This is a genomic window from Demequina lutea, assembly GCF_013409005.1.
GTDB classification, from domain to species: Bacteria; Actinomycetota; Actinomycetes; order Actinomycetales; family Demequinaceae; genus Demequina; species Demequina lutea.
The window spans coordinates 450,194-466,265 of record NZ_JACBZO010000001.1 but is presented as its reverse complement, the minus strand read 5'-3'; the positions used below and the strand labels follow the sequence as shown (position 1 = coordinate 466,265).

Genomic DNA, 16,072 nt, shown 5'->3' with positions numbered 1-16,072 from the left:
CACATGGAGAACATCAACACGACTACCTACACGGTCGAGGGGATGACGTGCGCACACTGCGTGTCTTCGGTCTCCACGGGGGTCGGCCAGGTTGATGGCGTCACTTCGGTCGAGGTCGAACTCGTGCCGGAGGGGACATCCTCGGTGAGGGTCAGCGGGAGGGTTCCCGCGGACGCGGATGCCATCAGCGCCGCCGTCGACGAAGCCGGATACGTCGTGACTGGGGTCCTGGCGTGACGAACTCCGTTCGCTTGGTGCTCTTCGCGGTGGGACTGCTTGTCGCACTGGGCCTCGGTCTCGCGATTGGGGCAGCGGCCGGGCCGATCACGGCTGCAGGGGCAGACGGCGGCACCGTGGTCCATGTCGGAGAGGTCTCATGAGCAACATCATCGAACTTGAAATCGGCGGGATGACGTGCTCGTCATGCGCCGCCAGGATCGAGAAGCGCCTCAACCGGATCCCGGGTGTCGAGGCGAGTGTGAACTACGCGACCGAGCGGGCGAAGGTCGAACTTCCTGAGAGTGCAACGGTTGAGGAAGCGATCGCATCGGTCGAGAGGAGCGAGTGAAACCATGCCAGTAGGAACCGATATTTCGCTCCAGTCGGCGGGTAAGTTCATCGTGGTCATTCTCCTGGCTGTCATCCTTGTCGTCGCCCTCGCCTCCTTCGCCCTGCGATCGGTGTCGCGGCGCCGCGGCCGTGAGCACCACGCCGGTGGTGGGCAAGGCGCGGCGGTGGACGAGGAAGCGATCACCGCGGCATTGAGCACGCGGGCGAGCGCCGCCCTCGTCGCGATTGACGATGCGATCAGGACCTCAGGTCAGGAGCTCGCCTTCGCACAAGCGCAGTTCGGGCAGCAGGCGACCGCCACCTTCGACGTCGCCCTTCGCGAGGCCAGGACGTCGGTGGCGCGCGCGTTCGCGCTGCGCCAGCAGCTCGACGACGATTTCCCTGAGAGTGAGCCGCAGGCTCGGGCCATGGCGGCCGAGATCCTGCGGATCTGTGCACAGGTCACCGCGGAACTGGACTCCCATACGCATGAGTTCGACGAGCTTCGCGATCTCCATGCACGCGCACCCGAACTGCTCGACGACCTCAAGCGGGACGTGGCCGAGGTCGAGGCACGGATCCCGACCGCGCGCCTCACCCTAGAGGCGCTGTCCGCGTCGTACCCGGCGGGCGCACTGGCGTCGGTCAGCGGCAATCCGGACCAGGTGGAGCGGCTGGCCGCGGGGATCGTGCTGACCCTGGCCGCGGGCCGGTCCGGGTTGGAGAAGGGCGACCGCGGGGCCGCCCTAGCGGCGGCGCGGTCCGGTGAGGCTGGCCTCGCGCAGTCGTCCCAACTCCTCGATGCCGTCGAGCACGCCGCAGAGAACCTTGCCGAGGCGCGTCACCAGCTCACGACCAGCATCGCCGCACTGTCCCAGACGGTGATCGACGCCGCTCGACTCGCCCCGTCGGACCCTGAGGTCGACGCTCAGGTCGCCGCCGCCACGGCACTGATCTCCGAGAGTCGGGAGGTCGGGACCGGCGAGGACCCGATCGCGGTTCGGAACGCCGTGAACCAGGTGCAAGGGGCCCTGAACTCCCAGCTGGCGCCGTACCGGGCGCGGTCTGAGCGGACCGCGGCTGCCCAGAAGCAGATCGTCGAACTGCTTGGACACACCAACGCTCAGATCGGCGCCGTCGGCGCGTACATCGACAGCCGACGCGGCGCGGTCGGTCCCGACGCGCGAACCCGCCTGTCCGAGGCGACCCGCCACGCGCAGCAGGCCCAAGAAGCCGCGCTCGTGAGCCCCGTCCGGGCATTGGCCGAGGCGACCCAGGCGAGCCAGCTCGTCGATTCCGCGCAGACCCTCGCCCAGCAGGACGTCGCGGACTTCGAGGCGCAGCAGCGCGGGGGCCCCGGCGGATCTCCGTTGGGTTCGCTGGGCGGCGCCGGAGGCATGGCTCTCGGAGGAATCCTGATCGAGGAGCTCCTGCGCGGTCGCGGTCACGGTCACGGTCACGGTCACGGATCCCGCGGTGGATTCGGGGGAGGTGGTTGTTGACCTCACCCGAGCCACACTTCCGCTACTGACGTTCGACAGCTCGACCGACGAAAGGAACCACCGTGTCTGACAAGCAGACCGTTCTTGGCCGCATCACCCAGCTCGCCAAGGCCAACATCAACGCACTCCTCGACCATGCAGAGGACCCGGGCAAGATGCTCGACCAGCTGGTTCGCGACTACACGAACACCATCGCTGAGGCCGAGGACGCGGTTGCCCAGACCATCGGCAACCTGCGCATGGCCGAGCAGGACCATGCCGCCGACCTCGCTGCCTCAGCGGGCTGGGGTCAGAAGGCCGCAGCGGCGTCAACCCGGGCCGACCAGATGCGGGCCACCGGCAACACCACGGACGCGGAGAAGTTCGACAACCTCGCCAGACTGGCGATCGCCAAGCAGATCGACGCGGACCGCAGCGCTGCCGATGCGAAGCCTCTCCTCGCGTCGCAAGCCCACGTCGTGGAGAACCTCAAGGCGGGCCTCATCGCGATGAAGGAGAAGTTGTCCGACCTCAAAACCCGGCGCGACTCGCTGGTGGCCCGGCAGAAGACCGCAGAAGCGCAGAGCCTGGTGCAAGGGGCAATCTCCAGCATCAGCGTCCTCGACCCAACGACGGAGATCTCACGGTTCGAAGACGTCGTGCGACGAGCGGAGGCTCACGCGGCCGGCCAGGCCGAGGTCGCAGGCGCCTCGCTGGACGCGCAGTTCGAGGAGCTCAACGCCGCAGGGGACAGCCTCGAGGTCGAGGCCCGACTTGCCGCCCTCAAGGCCGGTTCACAGTGACGAGGCACCTGTCGTCGCGCCACGAGTGGCGCGACCAACGACGCCCCGACGCACCCAACGTCCATCTGATCGAAAGGATCACATCATGAGCTACGGACTTACCCTCACCATCGACCAACCCTTCGAGCAGGCTCTCGCGGCCGTGCGGGCCGCATTGGCCGAGGAGGGATTCGGGATCCTGACCGAGATCGACATGGCGGCCACGATGAAGAAGAAGCTCGACGTCGACATGGCCCCACAGGTGATCTTCGGGGCGTGCAACCCCCCGCTGGCTCATCGCGCCCTGCAGGTGGAGGAGTCGATTGGAATGCTCTTGCCGTGCAACGTGGTCGTGCGCTCGGTCGGCGAGGGTCGCACCCGGATCGAGGCCCTCGACCCGCACGTCATGGTGACCCTCACGGGCAACGACGACCTCGAGGCAGTCGCCGACGATGCAGCCACTCGGCTCGGTGCGGCTCTTCGACGTCTGGAATCGCCACCAAAGGTGTGACCGCCCCGCGACGGGGCTCGGAACGACCGTCCGGCGCCGGTAGCGCGCCCAGACGCAACTGGCCACTATCCTGCTCGCGCTCGTGCAAGGTGATGGCCGTGCGGACGCGGTCACTGGGATCGCCGCCGCCAACCGCGGCCTCGACCGTGCCGGGCTCGCCGTCACGACCACCGGACTGGAGGAGCGCCTGTGCAGTGCTGAGGCAGGCTGGCTCGATCTCCACGTCAGTGAGGTCGCCGCATGCGACCTGCTCATGGTCGCTGCACGCGCCGAGGCGTTGGCCTTCGAAGCCAAGGGCGTGCGCCTGACCCTCGGGCCTGGCGCCAGTGCCCGAACGGTTGTCGTCGACCCGGACCGCATGCAGGAGGTCCTCGTCAACCTCCTGGGGAACGCCCTGCGTCATACGCCCGCAGGCGGACAGGTCCAACTGTCCGCACGTTCATCTGCGGGGGGGGTAGCGATTACGGTCCGCGACTCCGGTGACGGAATCGCTGCCGAGCACCTCCCGCGGGTCTTCGAACGTTTCTACCGCGTCGACGACGGCCGCTCTCGCGGCGTCGGTGGCAGCGGTATCGGTCTCGCGATCGCGCGTGTGCTGACCGAGGGCCATGGCGGCCACATCCGAGCGGAGAGTGCCGGGGCAGGGAAGGGCGCCAGCTTCGTCGTCACCCTCCCGGCGCGAGGCCCGGACCCCAAGGGCCGGTGACGCCATTCCTGCGCTCGCGGTCCCGGCGAGCAAAGGAGGATGCGGAGCCGTGAGGGGTGCGATGCCAGCCCGCGCCGCTCCTTGTGAGCCCGCGGCGCGGCGAAAGCCACACGCCAGCCGATGCCGCGCTGGCGTGTGTGAATTGCAGCGATAGATGGCGGGTTTTTCGTAGCGCTAAACGTCACCCCCGCTGCACGTAAGCCGATCCGCGTGTGGAAGGCCGGTAATGGTCCGGCCTGCGGGGCGGCTTCGTCCGCTGCTCTCGCAAAATGGGGTCGTAGCCAGTGGCGAATGATTCCTTGGCGCGAATGGGGTCCGTTCCTGAGATTGTCTTCGTACGGGACGTGTAGTTCGCGATGGCACGGCCGTCGCGAATCTAGAGCATGGAGCCGAGGTCAGATCCGACCGTGGGGTAGGCGGCCGTAGCGGATTTGAGTTGACGAGCGGTGAGTCCGAGCTTGATGGCTAGGCCGAAGGTGTTGATCAGTTCGCCGTATTCGGGCCCGAGCAGGTGCGCGCCGACGATGAGGTCGTTCGACCGGTCGATGAGGATCTTTGCAGCTGCGGTGTGTTCGCCGATCCGAAAGTTGGAGTACCAGTCGCTGGTGTCGGAGTAGCGGATCTCCACATCGATGCCCTGTTGGGTGGCTTCGGATTCCAGCATCCCGACGCGGGTGAGTTCCGGGATGGTGAAGACGGCGGTGGGGATTCCGGTGTAGTCCGGAGTGGTGGTAGTGCCCTTGATCATGTTGGACGCGGCGACTTTCGCTTCGGACACGGCGACTGGAGTCAGCGGCATCCCGGCGGTGTCTGCCGAGTCGCCCGCAGCCCACACGGCCGAGTTGGTGGTGCTTTGCAGGTGGCCGCCCACACGCACGCCCCGTTCGCCCCACTGAACCCCAGCGGATTCCAGATCTAGCCCGGCGAGGTCAGCGACACGTCCCGCGCCGTGCACGACGAGGTCGGCCTCGATTGTTTCGCTGCCACCGTCGCGTTCGACGGTGACTCGGTAGCCCCGATTGGCCCTCTTGACGGCTACGACGTGCGTGTCGCGTCGCAGGTCAACGCCAACCTCACGACCGCGGTCGACGAGGAGTTCGACAAGATCCGGATCGAAGCTCTTCAGCGGGCGCGCCCCGCGGTCGATGATCACCGCAGTGCTCCCCGCGCGAGCGACGACGTGAGCGAACTCGAACGAGATGAAGCCGCCACCGATGAACAGGATCCGCGTGGGCAGGGCGTCAAGATTCAGGAACTCGGTGCTGTCGATGAGGTACTCGTGGCCGGGAAAGTCCAGTGGTCGCGGTCGCGCTCCGGTCGCGACCAGGAAGCGTTCGGCTTCGTAGTTGGTTCCGTCGACATCGATCTGGCGGGTACCGGTGAAGCGTGCATGCCCGTGGAGCGTGTCGATACCGTTGCGGGCGAGGTCATCTTCCATGCGCTGCGGGACAGGGTCCGTGAAGCCGTGCTTGTGCGTCATCAGGTCGGGCCAGTTGATCGCCAGCCCGGCGTCATCGATGCCCTTGCCGCGCATGAGGCGGGCGCTGTCGATGATCTCGGCGCCTCGTCGCAGGATCTTTTTCGGATCGCAGCCCCGCAGCGCGCACGTCCCGCCATACGGGAGAGAATCGGCGATAGCGACCCGCCAACCCTGGTTTGCACACTTCTTCGCGGCGGCGATGCCCGCCATGCCCGCGCCGATGACGACCAGATCGTATGTCCCGCTCATAAATGGTCCTCCCACAATAAAGTCGGCGCGAAGGTCGCGCCCAGGTCACGCATCGGCGAGGACCGTGCGGAGCTGGTCAAGCGTCGGCGCACCCTGGTATCCGTCCGGTGTCGGATACAGACGGCACATCAGGCCTACCTGCGAACCGGGCGCGGCGAACACGTCGACACCGTCGACCTGGATGCTCGGCGAACCGAGGAATCCGACACGGTCGGCCTGCTCGGGGGTATCGACCACCTGGTGTCTCACGGTGATGTCCGGACGTTCGACCGCGACCAGGCGCAAGCGCTCGTCCGCAATCTTCCAGTTCGGGCACCCTTCGAAGTAGAGCAGGGTCACGTCCATAGGAGTCACTGTAAACCTTGATCCTAGGTATAAGGTCAAGCGCGTACCATCGAGGACATGCACATTGGAGAAGTCGCCGCCGCCACAAGTCTTGATACCCAGACGATCCGGTTCTACGAACGCAAGGGTCTGCTCCCGCAACCTCGACGCGATCCGAACGGCTACCGCAACTACGACCCCTCGATCGTCACCCGACTCCAGTTCATCCGAGCTGGACAAGGCGCCAGCCTCACCCTGGTCGAGATCGCCACCATTCTCGACATGCGCGGCGAGGGCGTCACGCCCTGCACCCACGTCCGCGATCTTCTCTCGACCAAACTCCGCGAGGTCCGGACGCGACAAGACGAACTCGCGGCCCTCGGAAAGGAACTGGAAGACCTCATTAGCCGTAGTGATCGGCTTGATCCGGTCGACTGCACCGACACCGAGTTCTGCCACATCATCGCTCGTACAGGTGTCGCAGTACCCCCCAGCATGCTCGATGGGTAACCTCGCGCCACCGTGAAAGGCATCGCCATCGTCGTCACGGTATACCTGGCCGCGGCGGTGGTCACCGGCGCAACTGAGACCGCCGGACTACAGCGATGCCACTGTTGCCCTGTTGCCCCTCCCGGCGAATTTGCCCGTAAGTGTCAGTTCTCGAAGTCGCCTGCACGGTTGTCCGAAGTCGCCTGCACGAGTCACCCTTCGGGCATAGGGCCGGGGCGCGAGCGAGAGCTGGCACGTGCTCAATATCAACCAGCTCGAGGCCATCATCGAGGCCGCCGCGAGCATCCTCATCGTCGGCAACTGGCGACACGGAGCGACCACAGAACACCGCCAAAGAGCGTCAAAACCCACAGCGGGGAAAGGAGCCGTCTCCGAGACGCCACAACCGACCGTTTGTGGCGTGAGGCCGGAATGTCAGATCGACAGATGTGTGGCTTTCAATGGTGAATGGCGGGATTCTGTTGCCGTGTGGTGGCGGTATCAGGTGACGTCATCGGTGATGGCCTCGAGCTGGTTGATGTGGAGCACGCGAGTGTGTGAGCTTCAACGATGAGTGGCGGTGGATCTTCAGGTGGTGTTTGGTCCGCTGAGCACTCTGCGTTTGCTGCGATCTACCCGAACTGAGTGACATGCTCGAAACAAAGACCCCCCGATCTCCTGTCTCATGACAGGGGGCGGGGGCTCTTCTTTTGCTCGAGACGGTAACGACGCCGAAGGCGCGAAATGACATGCGGGTCGCTGCATTGCGGCGACCGAGGATTTCCGTGAAGGAGCAGGGGCGTCCCGCTCCGTGACGATCACCACCGAGAGAGAAGAGCACCCACCATGGACGAATGCCTCTGCGACGAGCGCACTTGCATCATCTGCGCCGGCGACGGCTGCACCTCTTGCGGGTGGAGCGGCCAACGAGCGTGCCCCCTCCACGGCCCTGGGTCGTGGTGAATGGCGCCCTCCCCTCGCCGCAACAACCCCGTCGCGGTTGCTCTCACGAGCGCCGCGGCGGGGGTTTTGTCTTTGTCGCGCCTACCTACAGCGCGCTTCACACGGCGCGCGCCGACTCGACGAGAAACTCCATTGCGCGCGTAGCGCGTCGAACGCGATCAGCGCTGATCGTGGTCGTTCCGTAACCAGCGACCGTCTTGAGTTTGAGCAAGGCGTCCAGATGGTTCGCCGCCGTCTTGTCGACCCTGACCAGAAGGCCGACGGCCTCCACGTGGCTCTCGCCCCGCGCATACTCGCCGAGCGCCGCAGCGCAGCGAACGTCGGCAGCTGCGATGCCCGCGTGGACGCACAGCGTCACATACGCGTTCGTCACGTCCTCGGCGTCGTCAGCGAGCTCCCGCACCATCTCCGCGGCCTCGTAGAACTGCAAGGCGACCGCCATTCGGCCGGCCTTCGCAGCGGCGTTGGCGCGCACTGTTCGGGGCATCATCGTCGAGCACTCCTCACCGTACGACGCAGCCAATCCGTCGGCCCGGACACCACGAGCGCGTCAGCGAGCAGCGACTCGATGATCGGGTCTCGCTTGGCCGCGCCAAGTCGCACCTCTTCTTCTGTGAGGCTGAGTATGCGCAGGTCGTTCCCTGTCCAGGCGGACACGTCGGCTGCGAATGCACTGGTCCACATCTCCCACAGCTCAGCATCGACCCCGGGATCGACCATGAACAGGTCGATGTCGGAATCCACGCGCATCTCACCACGGGCGGCCGAACCAAACAATGCAGCCCACCGCGGCGGTGTCGGCCAGACCTTGAGGCTCTCTTGCATGCGTTCGATCAGCGTGTCGCGCAGACGCGCGATCGCGACCACGTGCGGTGCTGCAAGATGGCGTCGATTCAACCTGTGGCCGACGACGTCACCCACGTGCTCCGAGTTCACGATGCCCTGCGCGCTCAGTCGATGCAGCGCCTTCCTGATCCCCTCATCCGAGCGATGCGGAAGCAGTGACCGTATCTGGCCAACGGTAAGGCTCGACTCGACTCGAGCGAGCACTGGAAGGATCTCCCCCTCTAGTGTCGGAGTCACCACCGCGAACGGACTTTGTAGTTGCATCTGCCACCTCCGCTCCCAACTATAGTTGGCGGCCGCCTACTATTGTGGGATCTGGCGCGAGAGAACAAAGGTCTACCCAAGCTGAGTGGCATGCTCGAAATGAAGACCCCCGCTCTCCTGTCTCATGACAGGGGGCGGGGGCCTCTTCTTCAGTTCAGTTGGGACCTCGTGCGAGTCTGCCAGGCTATCAACTTGCGCGGAGTTGGTCTCGAATCGACGAAGCTCGTGCCATTGGCATGTAGAGCCGCATGCTGCCGTCGGTGAAGGGGTGCAGCCGACGGCGACCAAAAGGACCGTCGGGAGCCAGGTCAGGATCCTCGGGGGCGTCGCCGGGGCGCCCCGCGAGGGGGGTGCGGGTCTGCCCGGCTTTCTGAGGAGCCTGACGACGCCCCCCGAGGATGTCTCCACGATAGCGCCGACGCGCCAGCCCGCAACGTGCACCCCCGGCGACCTACTCACTGTCTACGCACCCGTTACGCACCGACTGCACAGTGCGCCCAAGGAGGGCTTCGCCCCCTACGCAGTAACGGAGTTCATCGCAATCGAGGGTGTATTGGCCGCACCCGGTGGCGATCTCCGGGCAGAGGCCCGACCACCAAAGAAGGGCACCTGGCACCGCTTCTAGACATGTACGTCGGCAGCGGCGGCGCGGTTCGTTTGGTGCGCCAGGGACTCTGCTCTATCGCAGATGGCCCAGCAAGGTCGGGATCGCAAAGTCACCGACGTGCGGCCGCCAGCCCAGGGTGCGAGTTGTGAGGGCACTCCGGCAAGTCTGGCTGATCGGCCTCAACTCGGAGGCGTAATCATATTCGCCAGGAGCTTCCTGCCGACCCCGAAGACGGCCTTCTCTTCCGCGCCGTTGTGGGTCACCTTGAAGAGCCGATCAAGAAGCGCAACGTGATACTCATCGACGTCGAAGCGCACCTTACCCCTGCCCCCCGCTGACAACTTGGCCGGAATTTGTCAAGGTGATTGAGGCCAGCGTGAGTTTACGCAGCTAGTTGCGCCACCCCTTCCACGACGACCAGAACCTCGACCGACCTGTTGATCCATGCCGGTCCCGGCAACGCCAGAATCTTCGGATCCCTGACCGTGGCAAAACACTCCGGGGTCTCCAGTCTCGCCTGGGCAAGGACCGCGAAGCCGGTCTCCCGCCTTGCCGGCCGCGAGGCCGTGATGGACATCAGCAGGCGTATTCAACCCGAGCCCAGTATGGCGGTGGGAATGGTTGTAGCCCCCCGGGGACAACCTCGCTTTCTCTGCTAGCCTGCAAGTGGTTTAGCACCTCCGTTGGGCGAGCGATCGGTCTGCAGTCACCTCCTCTGCCTACAACCACTACTCAGGAGCACGATGAGAACTCACACGCGGTCACATCTGGCACGGGTAGCGCTCGCACTCGCGAGTGGTTTGGTCCTGGCCACCCTCGCTCCGCTGACCGCGCAAGCGGCAACGTCGACCTATCAGGTGACCTCCACCATCCCTGTGGGCTCCTACCCGGAGGGGGCGGCGGTGAATGCGACCACGAACACCGTCTACGTCGTCAACGACGGTGGCAATTCGGTGTCGGTGATCGATGGGGCGACGGGCGTGGTGACCTCCACCATCCCTGTGGGCTCCTACCCGTCCGCGGTGGCGGTGAATGCGACCACGAACACCGTCTACGTCACCAACAACGGTGGCAATTCGGTGTCGGTGATCGATGGGGCGACGGGCGTGGTGACCTCCACCATCCCTGTGGGCTCCTCCCCGTATGCGGTGGCGGTGAATGCGACCACGAACACCGTCTACGTCGCCAACAACGGTGGCAGTTCGGTGTCGGTGTCGGTGATCGATGGGGCGACGGGCGTGGTGACCTCCACCATCACTGTGGGCTCCAACCCGTCCGGGGTGGCGGTGAATGCGACCACGAACACCGTCTACGTCGGCAACGAAGTTGGCAATTCGGTGTCGGTGATCGATGGGGCGACGGGCGTGGTGACCTCCACCATCACTGTGGGCTCCTCCCCGTATGCGGTGGCGGTGAATGCGACCACGAACACCGTCTACGTCACCAACCTCGGTAGCAATTCGGTGTCGGTGATCGATGGGGCGACGGGCGTGGTGACCTCCACCATCCCTGTGGGCTCCTCCCCGTTCTGGGTGGCGGTGAATGCGACCACGAACACCGTCTACGTCACCAACTCCGGTAGCAATTCGGTGTCGGTGATCGATGGGGCGACGGGCGTGGTGACCTCCACCATCCCTGTGGGCTCTCTCCCGTATGGGGTTGCGGTGAATGCGACCACGAACACCGTCTACGTCACCAACGCGAGCGGCAATACGGTGTCGGTCATTTCGGTGGCTGTGGCCCCGTCGATCACGACCAGCACGCTTCCTGCCGCGACAGTGGGCACGCCGTATTCCGCAACCGTTACTGCGGGCACCGAGCCGATCACGTTCACCGTGTCGTCGGGAACCCTGCCCGCCGGGCTCACCCTGAACTCCACCACCGGGGTGGTGTCAGGGACCCCGACTGCTACCGGTTCTGCGACATTCACCATCACAGCGACCAATAGTGCCGGAACAGACTCCAAGGCATACACCATCGCCACAGCGGCAGCAGTTGTGGTCCCGACTATTACGACCAGCACGCTTCCTGCCGCGACAGTGGGCACACCGTATTCCGCAACCGTGACTGCGGGCACCGGGCCGATCACGTTCACCGTGTCTTCGGGAACCCTGCCCGCCGGGCTCACCCTGAACTCCACCACCGGAGTGGTGTCGGGGACCCCAACCTCGACAGGCTCTGCGACGTTCACACTCACCGCAACGAATAGTGCCGGGACAAACTCGAAGACCTACACGGTTGCGGTTGCAGCCGCCGCTGTGGTCCCGTCGATCACGACCAGCACGCTTCCTGCCGCGACAGTGGGCACGCCGTATTCCGCAACCGTGACTGCGGGCACTGGTCCGATCACGTTCACCGTGTCCTCTGGTTCTCTGCCGGCTGGGTTGGTGTTGGATTCGGCGACCGGGGTGGTGTCAGGGACCCCAACCTCGACAGGCTCAGCGACGTTCACGCTCACCGCAACGAATAGTGCCGGGACAAACTCGAAGACCTACACGGTCACGGTTGCAGCCGCCGCTGTGGTCCCGTCGATCACGACCAGCACGCTTCCTGCCGCGACAGTGGGCACACCGTATTCCGCAACCGTTGCTGCAGGCGCCGGGCCGATCACGTTCACCGTGTCGTCGGGAACCCTGCCCGCCGGACTCACCCTGAACTCCACCACCGGGGTGGTGTCGGGGACCCCAACCTCGACAGGCTCAGCGACGTTCACGCTCACCGCAACGAACAGTGCCGGGACAAACTCGAAGACCTACACGGTCACGGTTGCAGCAGCCGCTGTGGTGGCGCCTGTTCTGGCAGCCACCGGATTCGACGTTCTGCCTTGGGGCGTTGGTGGAGTCCTAACATTGCTTGTCGGTGCCGTGCTACTCGTCCTAGCGGCAAAGTACCGTCGAAGCCACGCTGCTTAGGGAAACTGTCGCAGACCCAACGGCTGCGACCCGGGAGCGGCACGATTGAGGAACGCGCCCTGGATCACCGTGCGCAGGGCGGGGATCTCGTTGCTCTTGAGGGCGACCTGCACCTGTCCCAGGACGACCCCGAGGGTGTGGTCCAGGGCTACGACCCGGCATAACCTCCAGCTTGATCGCCACGCCGGGCGAGGCTGGGTGGGATCAGCCAGGGAGGCGGCTATCTTGGTATCCAAGCGACAGTGCGCCCGAGTGTGCACTGAGTGGAGCTCTTCACCTGCACCCAGCAAAGCATGACGGTGAAGAACTTTTGGACTTAGGCCCGTCCCCCGTCAGGGGGCGGGCCATCGCTTGGTCTGCGGTTATGCGGGACGGGGGAGGCTTCGGGACGGGCTGGGCCGGCTCAAAGGCCGTGGGCGACCGCTGCTCCGGCTGAGAGCCAGGCCCGCCGGGTGGCGGGGCGCAGCGCGCCGTGGTGTAGCACGCCGTCGACCATCGCGGGGTCGACGGGATCGTGACGGCCTCACGGACGAGAATGGTGTAGCCCACCATGGTGCGCTGCACCTCGCTGCGGTCGGCCGTGGGGTCGGCCTGGCTGACAACGACGACGGGCTGGTGCGCGAGGTCGGCCGACCGCTCGTCGCGGCCTGCGGATGCGAGCTGCACGGAGATCGGAGACTACGCGTGGTCCCCCCAGCGCGACGACTACGCGACCGCCGCGCTCGTCATTTGCTCCAACTGTTTGGTTCAGGCCGCCGCCGCAGACCACCGTCCGGCACCCGCACCACAACCTCGACAACCTGCTCACCCAAGCAGTTCGAGTAATCGCCGCATGCACCTCGCGACTGCCCGCTAGCCGGTCGGTAACCGGGCGTGGCTCATTCCGATCGAACTGCCGCGGTCGCGTCATTACTGGGATGCCCGTTTACCCCGCCCGATGAAAATGCACGCAAGGGTGCCTTACCGGTAACACGGCTACGTCTTAAAAAACAACAGCTTTCTGAGACGCCGAATCGTTGCCGCCAGCACCCTGTCTCCTCAGCACAACCCAGGGGCTTCGTATGTCTTACAAACACGTCTCATCACAAAGTGTCTCAGGGTGGTGACCGCGGGGGGTTTGTGAGCCACAACGGCCGAGTGAGACTTCTTGGATACACACGAGTGAGCACATCGAGTCAGGATGCGCAGCTGCAACTCGACGCCCTCGTCGCGGCCGGCGTTCAAAAACGAGACGTGTTCGCCGATGTCACATCCGGGACTAAAACCGCTATCGCGCGTCGAGGGATGAAGAAACTCCTCGAGCACGCACAGTCCGGTGACACCGTCGTCGTCTGGCGAGTCGATCGCCTCGGCCGCTCCTTGATTGATGTGCTGAACACTGTGAACTTGTTGCGCGAACGCGGTGTGCACGTGCGCTCCATCTCCGATGGCATCGATCCGGCGACGTCGACGGGCCGGCTGATGCTGAACATGCTCGCCACCCTCGCCGAGTACGAACGTGAACTGATTGTCGAGCGCGTCAACGCAGGCATCGCTGCAGCTCGACACAACGGGACACGCTTCGGCCGGCCCCTGTCCGATCCGGCGGTGATCGCCGACAAACTCGCGATCGCCACTGATGCTCGAGCGAAAGGTCGCACCGCTGAAGACGCCGCGCGACTCGTCGGATGGAGCCGCGCCACGCTGTACCGACACCAGCAAGCCCTCGCCAGCCGCGAAAGCCCCGCCGCGTAGCGATGTCATGAGCGGCGACGAACGATGGCGGATTCTCCGAACTCACCTGGAAGACCAGGCACCCCTCGCCGTTCTCGCCCGAGACACTGATATCAGCCTACGCACCCGGCAGCGCTGGCACCAGCTCTAACGCAAACGGGGCATCACTGGCCTGACTCACATCCCCGGGCGGACGCGCAGATACGCACCGCGATTTGGCGAGGCCTGCAGCCCGCCATGGAGCGAATGCAGACCTCCCAGGGATCTGCACCACCCCGCGGCCGGACGTCGCGCACAGTTAAACGAGCACCGATGGCCGCGATCGATCCGTCAGGCAGATTATGCGCCGACGCGTGCGCGCCGTATCCCCTCCGTCGCAGTCATCCTGGCCTTCGGTCGACGAGGCTTGCGACGAGAGGGTGCGGATGGTGCATCTTCCACCACCAGCGCAACCGTAAACTCCGTCACCGCGACGCGATCCAACCGGCGACATGGAGAGCCGGTGGGCCGTCAAGCGGTAACGGCACTATCCGGTCGGCTGGCCGACCCCGCCCGAACAAGGCGCTCCCAGTTCCGGGGTCTGAGGCCCGTTCTCGTACTTCTTAATGAACGTCTCCACCCTGGGATCGCTCGCGCTGTCGACGCGAAGCTGCAGGCCCCATGCCGTGAGAACAATCGGCGACGGCAGGTTGGGGAAGGGACTGACAAGTACGTGGTCATGGTTAGTCGCTGCGGCGGCCAGCTTGGCCACCTCGCCAGCCGCAATCCCCGGGGCGTACGTGATCCACACCGCGCCGTGTTCAAGCGAGTGGACCGCATGCCACGTGCCTACCGGCGCGTCATATACGCCGCAATTTTGGGGCACGGCGTCATGGTCCCCGCCCACCGGCGGCATCAAGACCCCCGCAGTCGGCGTTGGCTCCGGGAGGTTCTTCACGTGATTGGCGGATTTCGGCGTCGACTTAACTATCCCGGCGATGGGCGCGGCGACCGCAGCCTTGAGGGCCTCGCCGCGAGCGGAAGCGTCAACCAGCACCTTGGTCGCCACCCCCACGAGGGACAAGATGATGACCGCCACTGCGCCCCAGACCATGAATACTCTGCGGCGATCCGCTCGTCGTGCCGCCATTACGGCCTGGCGTGCGGCATCGGCCCCACCGGCTCTCGCCTTCTGATTCTCAGCCATGCCTCGAACCGTTCCTTTCAAATCCGAACAATGACGACGCCAATGGCGCGCCGTCTGGTTTTGTCGTCAGGCTAGGCCGAATTTGCGCCCAATTCGACGGGCTCGGGACGCAAATGACGGCGCCTGGGCCTAGCGCCGCGAGTATCTTCATCAGAACTTCATCGGCGAAAAGCCGAAACTCAAGCAGCGCAGACCGAAATCGGGACATGAGATGCGTCCGCATCGAGGCGCCGAACGCTACGACGAGTCGAAATTCGCTGCCGCGTCGAGGTCGAGGTCGCTGCATCGGCAAGTCGAATCCGCCGTGTTCGGCTAGGACGGCGCCGCCGAGGGAAGTGACACCGTCGCGACTCTGGGAGCCCGTCGACGACGGCGCGGGCCACGCGAGACCTCCCGCCATGGCTACTTGCCGGCCTTTCTCGTGCCCTCGAACTCCGCGACTAGGGCCCCCACAGGGCGGTAGAGCCACGACCCAAGACACCACAGGGTCGTCGCAAGGACGGTACCGCCGATAGCTACCGGGACCCCGAAGAGAATGCCCAGCAGCGGCAGCCCAAAATGGAACGACGCGGCCGAACCGGCAAGCCAGACAGTGGAGATTCCATATGAGAACCGTCGCGGCGTCGGCGTGGGGGGAAGTCGCGGTGAATTGAATATGTGACGAATCCCCAGGTTGTACACCACATCGATGAGCATGCCGCGCGGGAAGAGCACGCCACTGAGACCGATGAGCGCCATGGATCCGATCACGATGGGTGATTGCAAGATCAGACCCATGACCACGAGGATGGTGGCCACCGCTGGCGTGAAGCGCAGGGGCCGGGCGTAGCGGGACTTGCCCGCTTCTCCCAAGTCGCAAAAGCCCTGCTTGTCCAGGTTGTCACTCGTCAACTGCGAAAGTTCTGCCATGTGCCGGTACGCCTCCTCAAATAGTCCAGACCTAACTACGAAACGCGAGCCGACTCTCTAGCTGGCGCGCCATACGGCGCCTGCTTGAGCAAGTTCGTCGC

Annotated in this window: 18 protein-coding genes; 10 read left to right on the top strand and 8 right to left on the bottom strand. The window is 65.1% G+C overall.

Annotated elements, in window-relative coordinates; translation table 11 throughout:
• Positions 1-3: 3 nt before the first annotated feature.
• The 7 genes from BKA03_RS02275 to BKA03_RS02245 all read left to right on the top strand — a co-directional run bounded on the left by BKA03_RS02275 (position 4) and on the right by BKA03_RS02245 (position 4,029).
• Entirely contained in the window at positions 4-237 is a 234-nt protein-coding gene (locus BKA03_RS02275; RefSeq protein ID WP_083972164.1) for a heavy-metal-associated domain-containing protein, read from the top strand.
• Positions 234-380: a hypothetical protein gene (locus tag BKA03_RS02270; RefSeq protein ID WP_179397656.1), complete on the top strand. Its 147-nt coding sequence runs from the start codon at positions 234-236 to the stop codon at positions 378-380. Before BKA03_RS02275 ends, BKA03_RS02270 begins: the two co-directional genes overlap by 4 nt.
• Positions 377-568 carry a cation transporter gene (locus BKA03_RS02265; protein WP_062076319.1) on the top strand — a complete coding sequence of 64 codons (192 nt, stop codon included), beginning with the start codon at positions 377-379 and terminating at the stop codon, positions 566-568. The genes BKA03_RS02270 and BKA03_RS02265 overlap by 4 nt, the downstream gene beginning before the upstream one ends.
• 4 nt (positions 569-572) lie before the next feature.
• Positions 573-2,051, top strand: coding sequence for a hypothetical protein (locus BKA03_RS02260; RefSeq protein WP_062076318.1), 1,479 nt, complete (start codon positions 573-575; stop codon positions 2,049-2,051).
• Between the two features lie 62 nt (positions 2,052-2,113).
• The gene (locus BKA03_RS02255; RefSeq protein WP_062076317.1) at positions 2,114-2,833 is read left to right on the top strand and encodes a PspA/IM30 family protein; all 720 of its coding nucleotides are present in this window, start codon (positions 2,114-2,116) and stop codon (positions 2,831-2,833) included.
• An 85-nt stretch (positions 2,834-2,918) separates the two neighbouring features.
• The gene (locus BKA03_RS02250) at positions 2,919-3,323 is read left to right on the top strand and encodes a DUF302 domain-containing protein (protein ID WP_179397655.1); all 405 of its coding nucleotides are present in this window, start codon (positions 2,919-2,921) and stop codon (positions 3,321-3,323) included.
• A gap of 82 nt (positions 3,324-3,405) precedes the next feature.
• Positions 3,406-4,029 carry a sensor histidine kinase gene (locus tag BKA03_RS02245; RefSeq protein WP_062076328.1) on the top strand — a complete coding sequence of 208 codons (624 nt, stop codon included), beginning with the start codon at positions 3,406-3,408 and terminating at the stop codon, positions 4,027-4,029.
• Between the two features lie 376 nt (positions 4,030-4,405).
• Here the strand turns inward: BKA03_RS02245 and BKA03_RS02240 are convergent, their stop codons facing one another.
• Together BKA03_RS02240 and BKA03_RS02235 are read right to left on the bottom strand one after the other, a co-directional pair.
• A complete protein-coding gene (locus BKA03_RS02240) occupies positions 4,406-5,758 on the bottom strand; it encodes a dihydrolipoyl dehydrogenase family protein (protein ID WP_062076329.1) in 1,353 nt (450 codons plus the stop codon).
• Positions 5,759-5,803: 45 nt separating this feature from the next.
• Positions 5,804-6,103: a DF family (seleno)protein gene (locus BKA03_RS02235; RefSeq protein ID WP_062076330.1), complete on the bottom strand. Its 300-nt coding sequence runs from the start codon at positions 6,101-6,103 to the stop codon at positions 5,804-5,806.
• A 57-nt stretch (positions 6,104-6,160) separates the two neighbouring features.
• Here BKA03_RS02235 and BKA03_RS02230 point away from each other — a divergent pair, with 57 nt between their 5' ends.
• A complete protein-coding gene (locus BKA03_RS02230) occupies positions 6,161-6,592 on the top strand; it encodes a heavy metal-responsive transcriptional regulator (protein ID WP_062076331.1) in 432 nt (143 codons plus the stop codon).
• 1,039 nt (positions 6,593-7,631) lie between these two features.
• Here the strand turns inward: BKA03_RS02230 and BKA03_RS02225 are convergent.
• From BKA03_RS02225 to BKA03_RS02215, 3 genes are all read right to left on the bottom strand, one after another.
• On the bottom strand, positions 7,632-8,024 hold the full coding sequence (locus tag BKA03_RS02225; RefSeq protein WP_218855976.1) for a hypothetical protein: 393 nt from the start codon (positions 8,022-8,024) through the stop codon (positions 7,632-7,634).
• The gene (locus tag BKA03_RS15650; RefSeq protein WP_179397654.1) at positions 8,021-8,617 is read right to left on the bottom strand and encodes a nucleotidyltransferase domain-containing protein; all 597 of its coding nucleotides are present in this window, start codon (positions 8,615-8,617) and stop codon (positions 8,021-8,023) included. The genes BKA03_RS02225 and BKA03_RS15650 overlap by 4 nt, the downstream gene beginning before the upstream one ends.
• A 1,016-nt stretch (positions 8,618-9,633) precedes the next feature.
• Positions 9,634-9,828, bottom strand: coding sequence for a hypothetical protein (locus BKA03_RS02215; RefSeq protein ID WP_062076337.1), 195 nt, complete (start codon positions 9,826-9,828; stop codon positions 9,634-9,636).
• A gap of 166 nt (positions 9,829-9,994) precedes the next feature.
• On the opposite strand from BKA03_RS02215, the gene BKA03_RS02210 reads away from it, so the two are divergent.
• Entirely contained in the window at positions 9,995-12,163 is a 2,169-nt protein-coding gene (locus tag BKA03_RS02210; RefSeq protein WP_179397653.1) for a putative Ig domain-containing protein, read from the top strand.
• Between the two features lie 273 nt (positions 12,164-12,436).
• On the opposite strand, the gene BKA03_RS02205 is transcribed toward BKA03_RS02210, so the two are convergent.
• Positions 12,437-12,829, bottom strand: coding sequence for a hypothetical protein (locus BKA03_RS02205; protein ID WP_179397652.1), 393 nt, complete (start codon positions 12,827-12,829; stop codon positions 12,437-12,439).
• Positions 12,830-13,300: 471 nt separating this feature from the next.
• Here BKA03_RS02205 and BKA03_RS02200 point away from each other — a divergent pair, with 471 nt between their 5' ends.
• Positions 13,301-13,897, top strand: coding sequence for a recombinase family protein (locus tag BKA03_RS02200; protein WP_062074707.1), 597 nt, complete (start codon positions 13,301-13,303; stop codon positions 13,895-13,897).
• A gap of 505 nt (positions 13,898-14,402) precedes the next feature.
• Here BKA03_RS02200 and BKA03_RS02195 read toward each other — a convergent pair.
• Both BKA03_RS02195 and BKA03_RS02190 read right to left on the bottom strand, forming a co-directional pair.
• Complete coding sequence (locus BKA03_RS02195) at positions 14,403-15,062, bottom strand: thioredoxin-like domain-containing protein (protein WP_083971401.1); 660 nt, start codon at positions 15,060-15,062, stop codon at positions 14,403-14,405.
• 402 nt (positions 15,063-15,464) lie between these two features.
• On the bottom strand, positions 15,465-15,971 hold the full coding sequence (locus BKA03_RS02190; protein ID WP_062074709.1) for a DUF4395 family protein: 507 nt from the start codon (positions 15,969-15,971) through the stop codon (positions 15,465-15,467).
• Positions 15,972-16,072: the final 101 nt, after the last annotated feature.

Coding starts and splice junctions, on each gene's coding strand:
- BKA03_RS02275 (WP_083972164.1), top strand. CDS start 4: ATGGAGAACATCAACACGACTACCTACACGGTCGAGGGGATGACGTGC.
- BKA03_RS02265 (WP_062076319.1), top strand. CDS start 377: ATGAGCAACATCATCGAACTTGAAATCGGCGGGATGACGTGCTCGTCA.
- BKA03_RS02260 (WP_062076318.1), top strand. CDS start 573: ATGCCAGTAGGAACCGATATTTCGCTCCAGTCGGCGGGTAAGTTCATC.
- BKA03_RS02250 (WP_179397655.1), top strand. CDS start 2,919: ATGAGCTACGGACTTACCCTCACCATCGACCAACCCTTCGAGCAGGCT.
- BKA03_RS02240 (WP_062076329.1), bottom strand. CDS start 5,758: ATGAGCGGGACATACGATCTGGTCGTCATCGGCGCGGGCATGGCGGGC.
- BKA03_RS02235 (WP_062076330.1), bottom strand. CDS start 6,103: ATGGACGTGACCCTGCTCTACTTCGAAGGGTGCCCGAACTGGAAGATT.
- BKA03_RS02230 (WP_062076331.1), top strand. CDS start 6,161: ATGCACATTGGAGAAGTCGCCGCCGCCACAAGTCTTGATACCCAGACG.
- BKA03_RS02225 (WP_218855976.1), bottom strand. CDS start 8,024: ATGATGCCCCGAACAGTGCGCGCCAACGCCGCTGCGAAGGCCGGCCGA.
- BKA03_RS02215 (WP_062076337.1), bottom strand. CDS start 9,828: ATGTCCATCACGGCCTCGCGGCCGGCAAGGCGGGAGACCGGCTTCGCG.
- BKA03_RS02210 (WP_179397653.1), top strand. CDS start 9,995: ATGAGAACTCACACGCGGTCACATCTGGCACGGGTAGCGCTCGCACTC.
- BKA03_RS02195 (WP_083971401.1), bottom strand. CDS start 15,062: ATGGCTGAGAATCAGAAGGCGAGAGCCGGTGGGGCCGATGCCGCACGC.
- BKA03_RS02190 (WP_062074709.1), bottom strand. CDS start 15,971: ATGGCAGAACTTTCGCAGTTGACGAGTGACAACCTGGACAAGCAGGGC.